The 15804-nt window shown below is 70.9% G+C and carries 13 protein-coding genes; 4 read left to right on the top strand and 9 right to left on the bottom strand.

Annotated elements, in window-relative coordinates; all coding sequences use genetic code 11:
* Positions 1–90: 90 nt before the first annotated feature.
* Both FE633_RS35770 and FE633_RS35765 read right to left on the bottom strand, forming a co-directional pair.
* The gene (locus FE633_RS35770) at positions 91–1185 is read right to left on the bottom strand and encodes a serine hydrolase domain-containing protein (protein ID WP_138049331.1); all 1095 of its coding nucleotides are present in this window, start codon (positions 1183–1185) and stop codon (positions 91–93) included.
* Between the two features lie 145 nt (positions 1186–1330).
* The gene (locus FE633_RS35765) at positions 1331–2149 is read right to left on the bottom strand and encodes a rhomboid family intramembrane serine protease (protein WP_138049330.1); all 819 of its coding nucleotides are present in this window, start codon (positions 2147–2149) and stop codon (positions 1331–1333) included.
* Between the two features lie 113 nt (positions 2150–2262).
* Between FE633_RS35765 and FE633_RS35760 the strand changes: the two genes are divergently transcribed.
* Positions 2263–2589, top strand: a complete 327-nt coding sequence (locus FE633_RS35760) for a hypothetical protein (RefSeq protein ID WP_138049329.1) — start codon at positions 2263–2265, stop codon at positions 2587–2589.
* Positions 2590–2816: 227 nt separating this feature from the next.
* Here the strand turns inward: FE633_RS35760 and FE633_RS35755 are convergent, their stop codons facing one another.
* Together FE633_RS35755 and FE633_RS35750 are read right to left on the bottom strand one after the other, a co-directional pair.
* The gene (locus FE633_RS35755) at positions 2817–4214 is read right to left on the bottom strand and encodes an FAD-dependent oxidoreductase (protein ID WP_138049328.1); all 1398 of its coding nucleotides are present in this window, start codon (positions 4212–4214) and stop codon (positions 2817–2819) included.
* 27 nt (positions 4215–4241) lie between these two features.
* Positions 4242–5246: a DUF4349 domain-containing protein gene (locus FE633_RS35750; RefSeq protein WP_138049327.1), complete on the bottom strand. Its 1005-nt coding sequence runs from the start codon at positions 5244–5246 to the stop codon at positions 4242–4244.
* Between the two features lie 162 nt (positions 5247–5408).
* On the opposite strand from FE633_RS35750, the gene hemG reads away from it, so the two are divergent.
* Together hemG and hemQ are read left to right on the top strand one after the other, a co-directional pair.
* Entirely contained in the window at positions 5409–6878 is a 1470-nt protein-coding gene (gene hemG, locus FE633_RS35745) for a protoporphyrinogen oxidase (protein ID WP_138049326.1), read from the top strand.
* A 4-nt stretch (positions 6879–6882) separates the two neighbouring features.
* Positions 6883–7614, top strand: coding sequence for a hydrogen peroxide-dependent heme synthase (gene hemQ / locus FE633_RS35740; protein WP_138049325.1), 732 nt, complete (start codon positions 6883–6885; stop codon positions 7612–7614).
* A 39-nt stretch (positions 7615–7653) separates the two neighbouring features.
* Here hemQ and FE633_RS35735 read toward each other — a convergent pair whose 3' ends face one another.
* The 5 genes from FE633_RS35735 to FE633_RS35715 form a co-directional block, all read right to left on the bottom strand.
* Positions 7654–9243, bottom strand: a complete 1590-nt coding sequence (locus FE633_RS35735) for an alpha/beta hydrolase (RefSeq protein WP_138049324.1) — start codon at positions 9241–9243, stop codon at positions 7654–7656.
* A 148-nt stretch (positions 9244–9391) separates the two neighbouring features.
* Positions 9392–10162 carry a TIGR04222 domain-containing membrane protein gene (locus tag FE633_RS35730; protein WP_138049323.1) on the bottom strand — a complete coding sequence of 257 codons (771 nt, stop codon included), beginning with the start codon at positions 10160–10162 and terminating at the stop codon, positions 9392–9394.
* A gap of 103 nt (positions 10163–10265) precedes the next feature.
* The gene (locus tag FE633_RS35725) at positions 10266–11141 is read right to left on the bottom strand and encodes a DUF4142 domain-containing protein (RefSeq protein WP_138049322.1); all 876 of its coding nucleotides are present in this window, start codon (positions 11139–11141) and stop codon (positions 10266–10268) included.
* Between the two features lie 407 nt (positions 11142–11548).
* On the bottom strand, positions 11549–12943 hold the full coding sequence (locus FE633_RS35720) for an MbnB/TglH/ChrH family RiPP precursor modification enzyme (RefSeq protein WP_138049321.1): 1395 nt from the start codon (positions 12941–12943) through the stop codon (positions 11549–11551).
* Between the two features lie 322 nt (positions 12944–13265).
* Entirely contained in the window at positions 13266–13982 is a 717-nt protein-coding gene (locus tag FE633_RS35715) for a TetR/AcrR family transcriptional regulator C-terminal domain-containing protein (RefSeq protein ID WP_138049320.1), read from the bottom strand.
* A 186-nt stretch (positions 13983–14168) separates the two neighbouring features.
* On the opposite strand from FE633_RS35715, the gene FE633_RS35710 reads away from it, so the two are divergent.
* Positions 14169–15803 (top strand): CocE/NonD family hydrolase, encoded by a 1635-nt coding sequence (locus FE633_RS35710; protein WP_138049319.1) that lies wholly within the window; start codon positions 14169–14171, stop codon positions 15801–15803.
* Position 15804 lies beyond the last annotated feature (1 nt).

Below are 15804 nucleotides of genomic sequence, written 5' to 3'. Positions count from 1 at the left end.
ACGCCGTCGGCCGGCCACACCGTTCTCCGGGCCGTCGCGCGATGGGGCGGGGGCGAGCGGCATGACATCCGCTCGCCCCCGCTCCGACACTCAGTCCTCGCCCACCACGGTCAGGTCGTCACCCAGCGCCGCGGCGATCTCGGCGGCGCGGGAGTGATCGTCCAATCGGCGCGTCAGGTAGGCGCAAGCGTGGTGATGCCGGAGCGACCACCATGCCGCGGAGCCGCCGATACCGCCCTTGGCGATCTTTCCCTTGTCCCGTACGAAGCCCAGCGTCCATGTGATCCGGGTGCCGAAGACCTCGTCGTGATCAGTGACTTGGGAGGTGAGCAGCTCCGTGTGCAGCTGCGGCCCCAGCAGTTGGCGCACCGGCCCGTCCTCGCTGGTGAGACGAGAGAAGAACTCCGCCATGGCGGTCGCCGTCGTGTGCATGTTGACCGCGCCGAACACCGACTGCCGCCAGACCTGGGAGTTCGTCCGCTCGGTGTCCAGGGCGCCGGCCGGTATCCCCAGCCAGGGCGCGGCGTGGAGCTGCTGCGGCCAGTCGTGGTGCGCGTACTCGAGGTCGGCGACGCGGTCCAGGGCGGAGTCCGGCACTCCGAACCAGGCGTCGAGATCCAGCGCGGGCCGCACGACGTCGTTGAACAGCGCGCCCAACGTCGTTCCGGCGGCCGCGCGCAGAATGCCATCGACCAGGTGGCCGTACGTCAGTGCATGTTCCCCGAGGGACGTTCCGGGCACGTACTCCGGTGCCGCCCGAGCCAGGCTGTCCCGCAGCGCGGCGTCGTCCAGCAGGTCGAGGCCCGCGGCTTCGGCCGGGAAGCGCGGCTGGCCGGCTTGGTGAGTGAGTACGTGACGGAGGGTGGTCCCCTCCTTGCCCCGGCCTCCGTACTCCCTCCAGTACTTGGCGATCGGCTCATCCAGCGCCAACGCGCCCTGGCGTACCGCGGACAGGGCGGCGAGCGTGACGAACGCCTTCGACAGCGAGTACGGCATGACTAAGGTGTCGCCGCGCCACGGACGGCTCCGACCGGTATCGGCCCACCCCGCGTTCAGCCGGACGACTTCGCGGCCCTCCCGCCAGACCGACAGACCCGCACCCGTCTCCCGGCCGCTGTCCACAAGTCGTTGGAAGACCTGACGCACCTCGTCGTACCCGGGCTCGGTGAAACCCTCAATGCTCATCGTGCTCGTCTCCTCCGTCGGCCGTAGGGCGACCACCCTCACGAGTGTCAGGGCCGCGCCTTCAACCTCAAGATACCCCTCTGGGGTATGCGACTCAATGTGCCTCGCCCCTGAGGTAGCGCGTCGGGGAGGTGCCCCTGGCGTCTCACCGGCCCGGGCGTGCCCGTCTGCCGAACAGCAGGCCGCGCGGCTCCGGTGGGGGCGGGGTGCCGGGGCGCAGGGGCCAGGCGAGGAGCATGCCCGCCAGGAAGCCGGCCACGTGGGCCAGGTAGGCGACGGTGCCGGCCGCGGAGACGCCCGCGCCGGACGAGTACACCGCCTGCAGGACGAACCAGGAGCCCAGGACGATCCAGGCGGGCAGGCGCAGCGGCAGGAAGATCAGGAACGGCACCAGGACCCAGACCCGGGCCTTCGGATAGAGGACGAGGTAGGCGCCCAGGACACCGGCGATCGCGCCGGACGCGCCGATCAGCGGGTCGTCGGAGGTGTTGTTGGCGAGGGCGTAGGCGTACGCCGCCGCGTAGCCGGATGCCCCGTAGAAGAGCAGATAGCGCACGTGCCCCAGGCGGTCCTCGATGTTGTTGCCGAAGATCAGCAGGAAGAGCATGTTGCCGAGCAGGTGCAGCCAGCTGCCGTGCAGGAACATCGCGGTGAGGACCGACAGCGGGGGCGACTTGTCGTAGTCGGGCGGACCGATCACACAGCCCGGGCCCTGCGGGCCCAGGCCCACGTCGCCGGTCGGCACGACGGGCGGCGTCCGCTGGTGGATCAGCTCCTGGGGCACGGCTGCCCACTGGTCCAGGAACGCCTGCAGGCGGCACAGCTGTGCCAGACCGCTCTCGCCCGTCAGCGAATCGACCACGCCCGGGGTGGCCAGGAAGACCACGAAGTTGGCGCAGATCAGCGCGTACGTCACGAACGGTGTGCGACGTACCGGGTTCACGTCATGGACGGGAATGACCACGAGGGTCTCCTGCCCGTGACACGGCCCTTCTGAACGGCACTGAACACGACAGCGGGCGCGTGCGTATGTCTCGGCAACCGCCCGTGATTCCAGCAACACGTGAGGAACAGGTCATGAACGACCGAGTCACTCCGCCGATGATCGCCACGCCGGATGGCGAGGCGGAAGTCGCCATCGTGCTCAGACTGCCGTGGGAGGACGTGGCCGCGCTCGGCCAGGAAGCCGGTCGGCTTGCCGCGAGCATGCAGCGGCCGGTGACCCTCGACGAGGCCGCGAGTCACCGGTTGCGCAGCCGTCAGCCCGGTACGCACGCGCGACCCCAGTCGGCGCAGCCGCAGGTGTCGACCGTCTCGTCGCTTCCGCGTTCTCCGGGTGAGCAGGCGCGGCAGGCCATAGAGAAGATCAACGGCACGGCTCCCGGGACCGCTCAGGGGGCCTGAGGCGCCCTGGGGGCATCCGGCTCAGGTGTCCTTGGGCTCGGGGCGCCTGGGTCGGGTTGTCGTGCTGCACGCGCGCGTGGCCGGCGCGGAGAGCCACGCGCGCGTGCGATTGCCTCCGGCCCGCACCGGGGAGGGGGTTCGCATTTCGGCTGCGGGCTGGCTGTGGCTGGTCGCGCCCACGCGGCGGAGCCGCATAGGTAACAGCCCCGCGCCCCTGAAGGGGCGCGTCACCCGCGGAGGCGTACCGCCGTTACCGCCTTGCGGGCCGCCACCAGTACCGGGTCCCAGACCGGGGAGAACGGTGGGGCGTAGCCCAGGTCCAGGGTCGTCATCTGTTCCACCGTCATGCGCGCGGTCAGCGCAACCGCCGCGATGTCGACGCGTTTGCCCGCCCCCTCGCGTCCGACGATCTGCACTCCGAGGAGCCGCCCGGTGCGCCGCTCGGCGAGCATCTTCACCTTCATCGGCGCGGCGTCGGGGTAGTAGCCCGCGCGGCTCGTCGACTCGATGGTGACCGTCTCGAACTGGAGGCCGGCCCGCCGCGCGTCCTTCTCCCGCAGCCCGGTGCGGGCGATCTCCAGATCACAGACCTTGCTGACCGCCGTACCGACGACGCCCGGAAAGGTCGCGTACCCGCCGCCCACGTTCGCACCGATCACCTGCCCGTGCTTGTTGGCGTGTGTGCCCAGCGCGATGTGCCGCCGGCGGCCCGAGACCAGATCGAGGACCTCCACGCAGTCGCCGCCCGCCCACACGTTCTCGTACCCGCGCACCCGCATCGCCTGGTCGGTGAGCAGCCCGCCGTAGTCGCCCAGCGGCAGCCCCGCCGCCTTCGCGAGCGCCGTTTCCGGCCGTACGCCGATGCCGAGAACCACCACGTCCGCCGGGTACTCGGCGTCCTCCGTGGCGACCGCCCGCACCCGGCCGTCCTCCCCGGTGAGGACCTTGGTGACCTCGGCGTCGTTCACCATCGTGATGCCCAGGCCCTCCATGGCCTCGTGCACCAGACGGCCCATGTCGGGGTCGAGCGTGGCCATCGGCTCCGGGCCGCGATTGACCACCGTCACCTCGTACCCGCGTTTGATCAGCGCTTCGGCCATCTCCACGCCGATGTAGCCCGCGCCGACCACGACCGCGCGCCGGCCGTGCGTGCGGGCCAGCGTGTCGATCAGCGCCTGTCCGTCGTCGAGGGTCTGCACGCCGTGCACACCGGGGGCGTCGACACCGGGCAGCGGCGGCCGGATCGGGCGGGCGCCCGTCGCGATCACGAGCTGGTCGTACGACGTCCACTCCTCGGCCCCGGATTCGAGGTCACGGGCACGCACCCGGCCCGCCGCGACGTCGAGCTCCGTCACCTCCGTACGCATCCGCAGATCGATCCCGCGCTCCCGGTGCTCCTCGGGCGAGCGCGCGATCAGCTGGTCCCGTTCGGCGACGTCACCGCCCACCCAGTACGGGATGCCGCACGCGGAGAAGGAGCTGAAGTGGCCGCGCTCGAACGCGACGATCTCCAGCTCCTCGGGGCCCCTCATACGGCGCGCCTGGGACGCGGCGGACATGCCCGTCGCGTCCCCTCCGACGATCACCAGTCGCTCTCTCGTACCGCTCGTACGGCTCATGCTCATACGAACACGCTACGAGGGCGCGGCATTTCAGTCCCGTTCGCCGCCCTCTTCCCGCACGGGCGGAGCGACCGGCAGAGAACCCGCACCCGCACCCGCACCCGCACCCGCGGTCGCGGTCGCCGCGGCGGGACGGCGCGGCAGCCGGGTGCGCAGGAAACGCGCCCACAGCAGCAGAAGCAGGGCCGCGCCCACCACGAAGGGCAGCACCGCGCCGAGCGCCAGCGCGATCCAGCGGAACATCGTGACGAACGCGTCCCAGCCGCCCGCGAGCGCGTCCACGAACCCGGGGTCCTCGTCCTCGGCCGCCTTCTTCACCGGGGTCTCGGACAGTGACAGCGTGATGGTGGCCAGGCTCGTCCGGTCCTTCAGGGACACCTGCTGGGCCAGCAGGGACTCCAAGTTGGCCTGACGGCTGCTCAACTCGCCCTCCAGGGTGACCACATCGCTGAGCTTGGTCGCCTGGTCCATCAGCTCGCGGATGCGGGCCACGCTGGCGCGCTGCGACTTGATGCGGCTCTCCACGTCGACGACCTGCTCCGTGACGTCCTGCGCCTTCGCCCTCCGGTCGATGAGCTTGCCGGAGCCCTCCAGGTCCGCGAGTACCTCCTCGTACTTGTCCGAGGGCACCCGCAGCACGACCCGCGAGCGCTCATGGCCCTTGGAGTCGCGGTCCGTGGTCTCGCTGCCGACGACGCCGCCGGCGTTCTCGACCACGGTGCGGGCCTCGTCGAGAGACTTCGGCACGTCCTTGACCTGCACGGTCAGGGACGCGGTGCGGATGATGTGGGTGGTCAGCTTCGGCGGGGCGGCGGCCTGGTCGCCCTTGCCGCCGCGCGCGTCGCTGCCGGACTGCGCGCCCGCGCCCGCGTCTTCTCCCGGCGCGGCGGCCTTGTCGGCCGATGTCGAACTGGCGCCGCTGTCGCTCGCGCCGGTGCACCCCGTGAGGGCGAGGCCAACGGCCAGCAGCAGCGCCGAGAGGGTCTGCACAGGTCGTACGAATCGGTGCCTGGACGTGGTGCCACGTGTCTGCATGTCGGCGTACCCCCGAGGGTGTCGTGAAGTGTGACGCTCCTACGACGCCCGAGCGGGTCGCGACGTTGGACGAATCCGGTCCCGAAGAGGTCACGGTCGGGACTCGTCCCGGACACCGGCACCCGGGACGGGGCTCGGGGAGAGGTCTGGGAGAGTGGAGACATGCACGCAGACAGCCATACGGGCACGGGTCATGTCGTCGTCATCGGCGGCGGCATCGCCGGTCTGGCCGCCGCCCACCGGCTGCTGGACGGCGGTGCGCGCGTCACCGTCCTGGAGGCCTCGAATCGGCTCGGCGGCAAGCTGCTCCCCGGCGAGATCGCGGGCGCGCGGGTGGACCTCGGCGCGGAGTCGATGCTGGCCCGCAGGCCCGAAGCCGTGGCGTTGGCCCGAGAAGTGGGCCTCGACGCCCGGCTCCAGGTGCCCGCGACGGCGAGCGCGTCGATCTGGACGCGGGGCGCGCTGCGGCCCATGCCCAAGGGACACGTCATGGGCGTCCCGGCGGACGCGTCCGTCCTCTCCGGAGTCCTCTCCGACGAGGGTCTGCGCCGCATCGAGCGCGACCGTGACCTGCCGCGCACGGAGGTGGGCGACGACGTGGCGGTGGGGGAGTACGTCGCGCGGCGGCTCGGCCGCGAGGTCGTGGACCGCCTGATCGAGCCACTGCTGGGCGGTGTGTACGCGGGCGACGCCTACCGCATCTCCATGCGCTCCGCCGTCCCGCAGCTCTACGCGGCGGCCCGCACGCACACGTCGTTGACGGAGGCGGTCCGCGAGATCCAGGCCCGGGCGGCCGCCGCCCAGCAGACCGGGCCGGTCTTCATGGGCATCGAGGGCGGCGTCGGCCAACTGCCGCTCGCGGTGGCGGAGTCGGTGCGGGCGCGAGGCGGCGAGATCGTCACCGACTCCCCGGTGACCGAACTGCGCAGGGCCGAGCCGTCGCAGCCGCGCGCGCTCTGGCGCATCGTCGCGGGCGGCCGCGTCCTGCACGCCGACGCCGTGATCGTCGCGGTCCCCGCGTCCGCGGCCGCATCCCTGCTGCGCGCCGAGGCGCCCGCCGCCGCTGCCGAGCTGGCCACCGTCGAGTACGCCTCCATGGCCCTGATCACCCTCGCCTACCGGCGCGGCGAGATCCGCCTCCCCGAAGGCAGCGGTTTTCTCGTGCCGCCCGTCGACGGGCGCACCATCAAGGCGTCGACGTTCGCGTCCCAGAAATGGGGCTGGATCGCCGAGGAGAACCCCGACCTCGTCGTGCTCCGCACGTCCGTGGGGCGGTATCAGGAGACCGAGGTCCTTCAGCGTCCGGACGCCGACCTGGTGGACGTCTCCCGAAAGGATCTCCGCGCGGCGACCGGTCTGGACGCGGAGCCGGTCGAGACGCGGGTGACGCGCTGGTACGACGGACTGCCCCAGTACCCGGTCGGGCACCACGCGCGCGTGGCGCGGATCCGCGAGCACATCGCCAAGCTGCCGGGGCTGGCCGTGTGCGGAGCGGCGTACGACGGCGTCGGTATCCCGGCGTGCATCGCGAGCGCGAGCGCCGCCGTGGACCAGCTGCGAGGCGACCACGGCGGACTGGACGAGTTGATCACCAACCCGGTGCAGAGCTTGCACGGCGGCGCGGGAGAATAGCCTCATGAGTGACGACGCCCCCACCACCGGCCCCGCCAAGATCGCGAACAAGGGCAAGCTGGCCAAGGACCTCAACGAGGTCATCCGTTACACCCTGTGGTCCGTCTTCAAGCTGCGAGACGTCCTCCCCGAGGACCGCGCCGGCTACGCGGACGAGGTGCAGGAGCTCTTCGACCAGCTCGCCGCCAAGGACGTCACGATCCGCGGCACGTACGACGTGTCGGGGCTGCGCGCCGACGCCGACCTCATGATCTGGTGGCACGCGGAGACGGCCGACCAGCTCCAGGAGGCGTACAACCTCTTCCGTCGCACCAAGCTGGGCCGTGCTCTGGAGCCGGTCTGGTCGAACATGGCGCTGCACCGGCCCGCCGAGTTCAACCGCTCGCACATCCCGGCGTTCCTCGCCGACGAGACGCCCCGCGACTACGTCAGCGTCTATCCGTTCGTGCGCTCCTACGACTGGTACCTGCTGCCCGACGAGGACCGCCGCCGCATGCTCGCCGACCACGGCAAGATGGCTCGCGGCTACCCGGACGTGCGGGCCAACACGGTCGCCTCGTTCTCCCTCGGTGACTACGAGTGGATCCTCGCCTTCGAGGCCGACGAGCTGTACCGCATCGTCGACCTCATGCGTCACCTGCGCGCCTCCGAGGCGCGTATGCACGTGCGCGAAGAGGTCCCGTTCTACACGGGCCGACGCAAGTCGGTGGCCGAGCTGGTCGCCGGGCTCGCCTGACAGCCGTGCGCGCCCGGTCTCGGCTCGCCTGACACCGGGCTACCGCGCGTCCCGCGATGCGCTGGGCGTCGGTTCCGGGCGCGGTGCGCATGCCGCGCGCCGCGCCGGAAGCCGGCCCTCCAGCAGATAGGCCTCGAGGTGGCCGTTGACGCACGCGTTGCTGCCGCCCCCGATGCCGTGCGTGCCCACCGCCCGCTCGGTCACCAGTACCGAGCCGGACAGCCGACGGCGCAGCTCCAGCGCCCCGGCGTACGGCGTGACCGCGTCCCGCTCGGCGGCCAGGATCAGCGTCGGCGGCAGCTCACCCGGTGATGTCCGCACGTCAAGAGGCTTCTGGTGGGGCACCGGCCAGTACGCGCACGGCAGGTTCGTCCAGACGTTGTCCCAGGTCGCGAAGGGGGCCACGCGCGCGAGGCGTGTGTTGTCCCGGTCCCAGACGCGCCAGTCCGTCGGCCAGGAGGCGTCGTTGCACTCGATGGCCGTGTAGACGGCGTTGCCGTTCTCCTGCTCGGTCACCACCTCCGGATACGGCCCGGCCTGCTGGATCAGCGGCTTGGGATCGCCCCGCAGATACGCGGAGAGCGCCGGCGCGAGCTGCGGCCAGTAGTCGTCGTAGTAAGCGGCCTGCCGAAACGCCGCCTGCAACTGCCCCGGTCCGACCTTGCCGCCCGCGGGCTCGGCGGCGAGCCGCGCCCGCGCCTTCTCGTAGCCGAGCAGCACCTGCTCGGGCGTGCTGCCCAGTCCGTACACCTTGTCGTGCCGGGCGACCCATGCGCGGAAGTCCGCCCAGCGCCGTTCGAAGGCGGCCGACTGGTCGAGGCTGTTCCGGTACCCGATCCGCTCGGGGTCCGGGTTCACCGCCGAGTCGAAGACCATCCGGCGCACGTGCGAGGGGAACAGCGTCGCGTACAGGGCGCCGAAGTACGTGCCGTACGAAGCGCCCATGAAGGTCAGCTTCCGTTCGCCGAGCGCGGCCCGCAGGACGTCCAGGTCGCGCGCGTTGTTGAGCGACGAGAAGTGCCGCAGCCGGCTGCCGGAGCGCTGCAGGCAGCCGCGCGCGTAGGTCTTCGCCTGCGCGATGCGCTCCTTCTTGTACGACTCCGAGGGGTCCGTCGGCAGCTGGGAGGGCCCCTTCAGGAGCCGCTTCGGCTCCTGGCAGGACAGCGGAGCGGAGCGGCCCACCCCGCGCGGGGCATAGCCGACGAGGTCGTACGCCGCCGCGACGCGTTTCCACTCGGGGAGCAGGCCGGCCAGCGGGAAGTACATGCCGGAGGCGCCGGGACCGCCCGGGTTGAAGACGAGCGAACCCAGCCGCGGGACCTTGAGGCCGGCGTTCTCGCCGGTGGCCCGTACGCGGCTGACGGTCAGTTCGATCTTCTCGCCGTCGGGGTGCGCGTAGTCGAGCGGCACCGTCACCGTGCCGCACTGGAGACTGCCCGGGGTGTCCTGCTCCTCGGAGCACTTCCCGAAGCGGATCCCTTCGGCGGCGGCGCGCGCGGCGGCGACGGCCACGCCCTGTCGCTCGGCCGGACCGGGCAAGGGCTCGGCACTGCCCGCGGGAGCGGCGACGACGACGGCGGCGGTCAGGACCAAGACCCCGGTGACCCCGTAAAGCGCGGCAGCTCTCATCGTGTATCCCTTCGGCGCACGGCGACAACGACAACAGCAACGACAACGCCAACGACAACGACAACGACAACAAAGGGATATTTCGTTTGATGTGTGGCGAAGTAAAGCACCGGTCCGCCGGTGTCGTTTCTATGACCCCGATGCCCGGCTAGCGGTGCGGCTTGCGATGCGCGAAGGCCGCCCGCAGGTCCGGCTCACCGATGGCGCGAATGCCGCGTACGGCGACCGAGGTGAGGTACGTACGGTCGTCGCCGGCGCTGTCCGCGTGCCGTACGAGGCCGCCGAGCAGCCGCTGGCCGGCCGGGGACGCCCAGCGCGTGTACGGGTGGACCTCGACACGGGCGATGGCGAGGCAGCTCAGCGTGAGGATGAGGGGGAGGGTGAACCAGACGGCGACCAGCGCCTGGCCCTCTGTGGCCTGAGAGGGCATCAGCAGCGCGATCGTGCCGAGGGCCACCACGCCGGCCGCGGCGTTCCGCACATGACGCACGGCGTCCGCGACGGTGGAGCGGGCGGTGTCCGGCACGGCGAGGCCCGCCGCGACAAGCCGGTCGGCGAGTGCGCGTACGGCCTCCGCGGTCGCCGCGGCCGTCCGGACGGGCGCTATCCGTGACTGTCCGTCGGGGCCTATGGCGCCCAGCACCGTGCGCTCCATCTCGTCCCGGGCGTGCGGGTCCACGACGGTCGCCCAGCCCGTGTGGGCGAGCAGCAGCCGGCGTTGCCGGGCCATCGACACCAGCGTCAGATCGGCGACCCGCGCGGGACCGCCCGACAGGAACGCCGCCTCGTAGAGCGTCAGATCGCGTCCGAAAGCGGCTTCCGTGCCGACGGCCGCGGCGCGTACGGCGGCCAGGCACAGCCGGATACATGCGGTGCCGGCCACGGCCCAGGCCAGGAGCAGGAGTAAGACCCAGAACATGCGGATTTTCTATGCGACGGGGCTACGAGGCGCCATCGTTTATTCACGATTTGGCCGGAGCGGCGTCGTCGTGGACTGACGTCCTGTTCTGCTCGTGCTCGGACTAGTTCTCGCCCTTGTCCTTGTCCTTGCTCTGTCCCTGGCTCTTGTCGTTGCTCGTGCTCGTGCTCGTGCTCGTGCTCTTGTTCTTGCCGGTGCCGGAGGCTTTGTGCTGTCCGGTCTTCTCCGGGGGTGGGCTGCTCGCGGCCGACGGCAGCGAGTAGCTCGGCGAGGGGGACATCGGGACGGCCGGACTGGGGGAGGACGTCGGGCCGGGCGGAGCGGGGGAGTTGGTCATCGGCGGAGTGCTCGCGATGGCCGCGTCCTGGGCCAGGGCGTCGAAGTCGACGAGCCCGGTGGCCTCAAGGACCGTGATGTGGTCCAGGACCGTGGTGTTCGCGTCGTCGGCGAGAGCGCGCACCAGTGAGTTGCGGGTGTGCGCGCGGACCTGGGCGACCAGGCCGAAGACCTTGCCGTGCGCCCTGCGCAGGATGTTCGCGAACTGTACGTTGTACTCCTCGCCCCGAGCCCCACTGAGCGTGCTGAGCCATTCCCGCTGCTGCTCGTTGGGCTGGTTGGGCAGTTCGAGGCTGAGCCGAGAAGCCACGTCGCGCACGCGGGCGTCCAGGAACGTGTGGCCCTCGATGAGGTGTTCGCCCGCCGTGCGTACGGCCCGGGTCGTGCCGCGCTCCTGGGCCTGCTGACCGGCGGGCAGCTCCCACAGACCCGCGAGCCGTACCTTGGTGATGAAGTCCCGGTCCTGGGCGGACAACGGGCCGAAACGCGTCGGCACGGTGTCGGCGTTCAACGTGTCCAGTCCGGTTCCTGAACGGTCCGCGTACGACCACAGTGGAAGGAACAGGGCCACGAGGGTCGCCGCCAGACCCGTGATGATGATGCCGGTACCGCTGAAGACCGCGCGGCTGTTGATGGATCGCATGGTGCCTCCTGTTGCGGCACCGCACGTTAGTGGGCTTTGGGTGCGGCTTGGCACCTTAATGCGATGAGTACGCCAACTGAGGTAGGGCGTTGGACGGCTGGGACGAGGACGCGCTCGTCGGTTAGCGCACCGGGCGTTTGCACAGGTGGAAGGCGGAGTGGCGGCGGGCGATCGGTGCTGGTGCGGACCGGCGTCCGACCGTTGCGGGCTGGATCTCCGCCGCGTGCGCGGGCGCGCGGCCCGGCGAGGCCCGGGCGCCGCTGAGCAGGCAAGTGGCTTGATTTCTCGTACGGCTGGGCGCCTGTATCGTTCGAGTGAGCGATATCACGTGCCCCCGACGGCAGTTACGCCTCCGTCGAGAGCCCCTCGACACCTACTTCTTTGGGTGCCTTCGGTGCCGAGGCCGTTCAACGCCTCAGCAGGACCCGCCGGGTGGCGCGCGCCAGCCGGGCCGTCGGGCGCTGCGAGAGCGGGGTGGGGCCCGAGCGCTCCAGCCACCAGTCCCTCACCTTCCGGCGCACGTCCGCGTCTTCGAGTCGGCCGTCGAGGAGCAGATACTCGGCGAAGGCCATCGCGTCGTGCCGGTAGCCGTCGGTCATCGGGTGACCGTGCGCATACGCCAGAAACGCCGTCCGGTACGCCCCCGCGAGGATCTCCGGCAGCTCCGGAGCGACCTTGGCCACCACGTCGGCCCGCTTCGAGGCGAGTGCGCGCGCCTGCACGGCCAGCCGTCCCCGGTCGAAGCCCTCGGGCACCGGGGTCCCGGCGACGAGTGCGGAGAGCAGCGCGGCCTGTGCGAGGGCCAGGCGTTGACGTGCGGGATCGGTGTCCGTCTGCGGCGATGCGTCTTGGGTCTCTTGGGCTTCTCGGGCTTCTTGGGCCTCGTCGGGCGAGGAAGAAGGCGCGTCGGCGGAGGTTTCGGATGCGGCATCGCTGCAGGTTGCCGCCGTCGCGGCAGCGCTGCCCTTCTCCGCGGGAGTCCCCTTCTCCACTGTCTCCCGTATCGCCCCCAACTCCCGCTTCAGCTCCGCCGGTTCGGGGAAGTTCTCGTCCCGCTCCAGGAGCACCCCCGGCGGACGTACCCGGGACGCCAGGTCCGCGAGGATGTCGAGGACCGCCGGAGGCACGGCGTGGGCGTGGCTGTCGTGCCAGACACCGTCGCGTTCGAAGCCGCCGGCGACATGGACGTAGGCGATGGCCTCGACGGGGAGCTCGTCGAGGGCCTTGGCGGGGTCCTCGCCGCGGTTGACGTGGTTGGTGTGGAGGTTGGCCACGTCGATGAGGAGGCGTACGCCGGTGCGGTCGACCAGTTCGTACAGGAACTGCCCTTCGGTCATCTCCTCTCCGGGCCAGGAGATCAGTGCCGCGATGTTCTCCACGGCGAGCGGTACGGGCAGCGCGTCCTGCGCGATACGGATGTTCTCGCACAGGACGTCGAGGGCGTCCCGGGTGCGCGGGACGGGCAGCAGATGCCCGGCCTCCAGCCGCTCGGAGGCGGTCAGGGCGCCGCCCGCGCGGACGAACGCGATGTGCTCGGTGACGAGGGGCGAGCCCAGTGCCTCGACGCGCTCGACAAGGGTGGTGAGGCGACCCGAGTCGGGCCGCTCCGCACCGCCGAGGCCGAGCGAGACACCGTGCGGGACGACGGTGACACCGCGCTCGCGCAGGCGCACCAGCGACTCGGGGAGATGTCCCGGGCACACGTTCTCCGCCACGGCCTCGACCCAGTCGATGCCGGGCATGCGCTCCACGGCGTCGGCGATCTCCGGCCGCCATCCGATTCCCGTACCCAGTTGCTGCATCGTCCCCCTCCTTCACCACGGTTTCACCAGGACGTGTGTGTCGTCTCCTTCGACGGTCCTGTAATCCGGCGTGACCGAGTCATGGCCCCGGGACGTGGAGCCGAACCCATCGGCGGGGACGTTCAGAGCAACATTTGAGGTTCCGGCAGGACCGCCACGGCTGCCGGGAAGCCGCACATGAGCCTCCACCAGGGGATCGAACCGCTCATTGAAACATGTACTTGTCACGTGCCCTGCTTGGCCAGTACCAGGGAATACGTACGGAACGTTGCCGATGTTCAACTTGAGGTTCAGACGTCGAGCGCCCGTGCGAGCCGGGTCGTCAGTCCGTGCCGAGGCCGTCGATCAGGCGGTTGAGGAACCGGGCGAACGTCGCTTCGGGGTCGAGAGGGCGCCCGGGTGCGGAGAGGACTTCGGCGAGTTCCGGGTGCTGGCCGTCCGCGGCGACAGCGGCAAGGTAGCGGGCCTCGGCCGCGGCCCGGTCGGGCGACTGGGCGGCCGCGGCCTGCGTGATCTCGTGGGCTACGTGCCCGGCCACGAATGCGGTGAGCTGGGCGAAGACCTCCAGCTTCGCCCCACCGTCCAGCCCGGTCGGCCGCAAGGCGGCGAGTGAGTGTTCAAGGAAGGCCAGGGAGTTGGGGCCGAGGCTGCGGCGGGTGGACAGAGCGGCGGGCAGCCAAGGGTGTCGCAGCATGAGGGCGCGCTGGACGTGGGCGATGGTCTTCAGCTCGGCGCGCCAGTCACCGGTGGAGGGCCCCGTCGTCGGCAGTTCGCCGCTGACGTGGTCGACCATCAGTTCCAGCAGTGTCTCCTTGTCGGGGGCGTAACTGTAGAGCGACATGACCCCTGCTCCGACCCGCGCGGCGACCCGCCGCATGGTGACCGCTTCGAGGCCTTCCGCGTCCGCCAGGGCGACGGCGGCCGCCGTGATCGCTTCGCGGCTGAAGGCGGGCCTGCGGCCCCTGCGGGACTGGCCGGTGCTCAGCCAGAGCTGTTGAGGGTCGACGCCCGTGGCGCCGGACCCGCCATCACGCGTCACGGTCTTCGTGCTCCTTTTCCCGGTCACCGAGGCCCTTGCGGGTGTCATCCAAGCATCCTCTATTCTCGTACGTAGTACGAGAATAGAGGAGAGGATGAAGGAGCCATGGCATCACGCACCCAAGACGCTGTGCCGAGCCCGGTCTGGGCACCGCCTTCCAGGAAACCGCCGTTGTCCTCACGGATCATGAGAGCGATCTGGCGTGGTCTCCCGGCCAAGCGGTACGACGTCGGCTGGGAGCCGGGACTGGTGGTGCCGGCCGCCGACGGCAGCCCGTTGATCACGGACCACTACTTCCCCCGGGCAGACGGCGATTTCCCCACCCTGCTGGTGCGCTCGCCGTACGGCAGGGGCCTGCCGTGGTCCCCCCAGTACGGCTTGCTCTTCGCCGAACAGGGCTTCCACGTGGTCCTGCAGAGCTGCCGCGGTACCGGAGGCTCAGGGGGTGAGTTCGATCTGTGGCGCAACGAGGCCGCCGACGGCCAGGCCGCGGTGTCCTGGCTGCGCGAGCAGCCCTGGTTCAACGGAACGCTGGGGATGGTCGGCCCCAGTTACCTGGGATACGTGCAGTGGGCGCTTGCCCTGGACCCGCCGCCCGAGCTGAAGGCGATGGTGGTGCAGGTGGGACTGCATGACCCCTACGCCCTGTTCCACGCGGACGGTGCCCTCCAGCTGGAGAACGCCCTCGTGGTCGGCGTAGGCATTGCGTACCAGCACCGGGGGATCGCGCCCTTCGCGAGGGCGACGCTGCGCCTGCAGCGCCGACTGCGCGACATCGTCACCGCGCGGCCGCTGCGCGGGGCGTACGTGGCCGCCTTCGGAGACGAAGTGCCCTGGCTGGACGACGTGGTGACGCACCAGGACGCCAACGACCCCTACTGGAGCGGCGCGTCCCTGGCAGGGGCGGCCGAGCGGCTGAGCGTCCCCACCAGTTTGATCACCGGATGGCACGACGCTCTGGTCGACCAGACCTTCGAGCAGTACGCCCGACTGCGCCGGGCCGGATGCGACGCCGCCCTGCTCGTCGGCCCCTGGACCCATACGTCCGCACTGCAGCAGGGCTGGCCCGAAGTTTTCGCCGAGAGTCTCGCCTGGCTGCGCGCGCACCTGTGCGCCGATCCCTCCGGCCTGCGCCCCACCGGCGTGCGCGTGCACATCGGCGGCGAAAACGCATGGCGTGACCTCGTCGACTGGCCGTTCTCCCCGGCCACCGGCTCATGGTTCCCCACCTCGGACGGGCATCTCACCCGAGAGGCCCCCACGAACTCCGCACCACTGACGTCCTTCCGCTACGACCCGGCCGACCCCACCCCGTCCCTCGGCGGCCCGCTGCTCTCCCGCACCGCCGGCCCCCGGGACAACAGCGCCCTGGAGGCCCGGGAAGACGTCCTGACGTTCACCGGCCCCCCGCTGGCCGAACCCGTGGACATCCTCGGCCCGGTCTCGGCGCGGCTGAGCATCTCCACGGACACCGGATACGCCGATGTCTTCACCCGCCTGTGCGATGTGGATGAGCAAGGCCGCTCCACCAACGTCTGTGACGGGCTGGCTCAGCTGCGGACGGTGGGGCAGACACCCTCGGAGGTCACCGTACCCATGAGTTCCACCAGCTACCGCTTCCTGGCCGGCCACCGCATCCGCTGGCAGATCAGCGGAGGTGCCCATCCGCGCTACGCCCGCAATTCCGGCACCGGAGAGTCCCCGGCCGACGCCGTCGACCTCATACCGACACGCATCAGCCTCCATGCGGACTCGGCGTTGATGCTCCCCCACGGTTCCTCGAGTGCGAGGCCCTCCGGCGTCGAACACCCCGACGCGTAGG

Source organism: Streptomyces montanus, from assembly GCF_005786655.1.
Lineage (GTDB): Bacteria > Actinomycetota > Actinomycetes > Streptomycetales > Streptomycetaceae > Streptomyces > Streptomyces sporangiiformans.
Note: the sequence above shows the minus strand (reverse complement) of the source record. Positions and strands in the feature narration are given on the sequence as shown.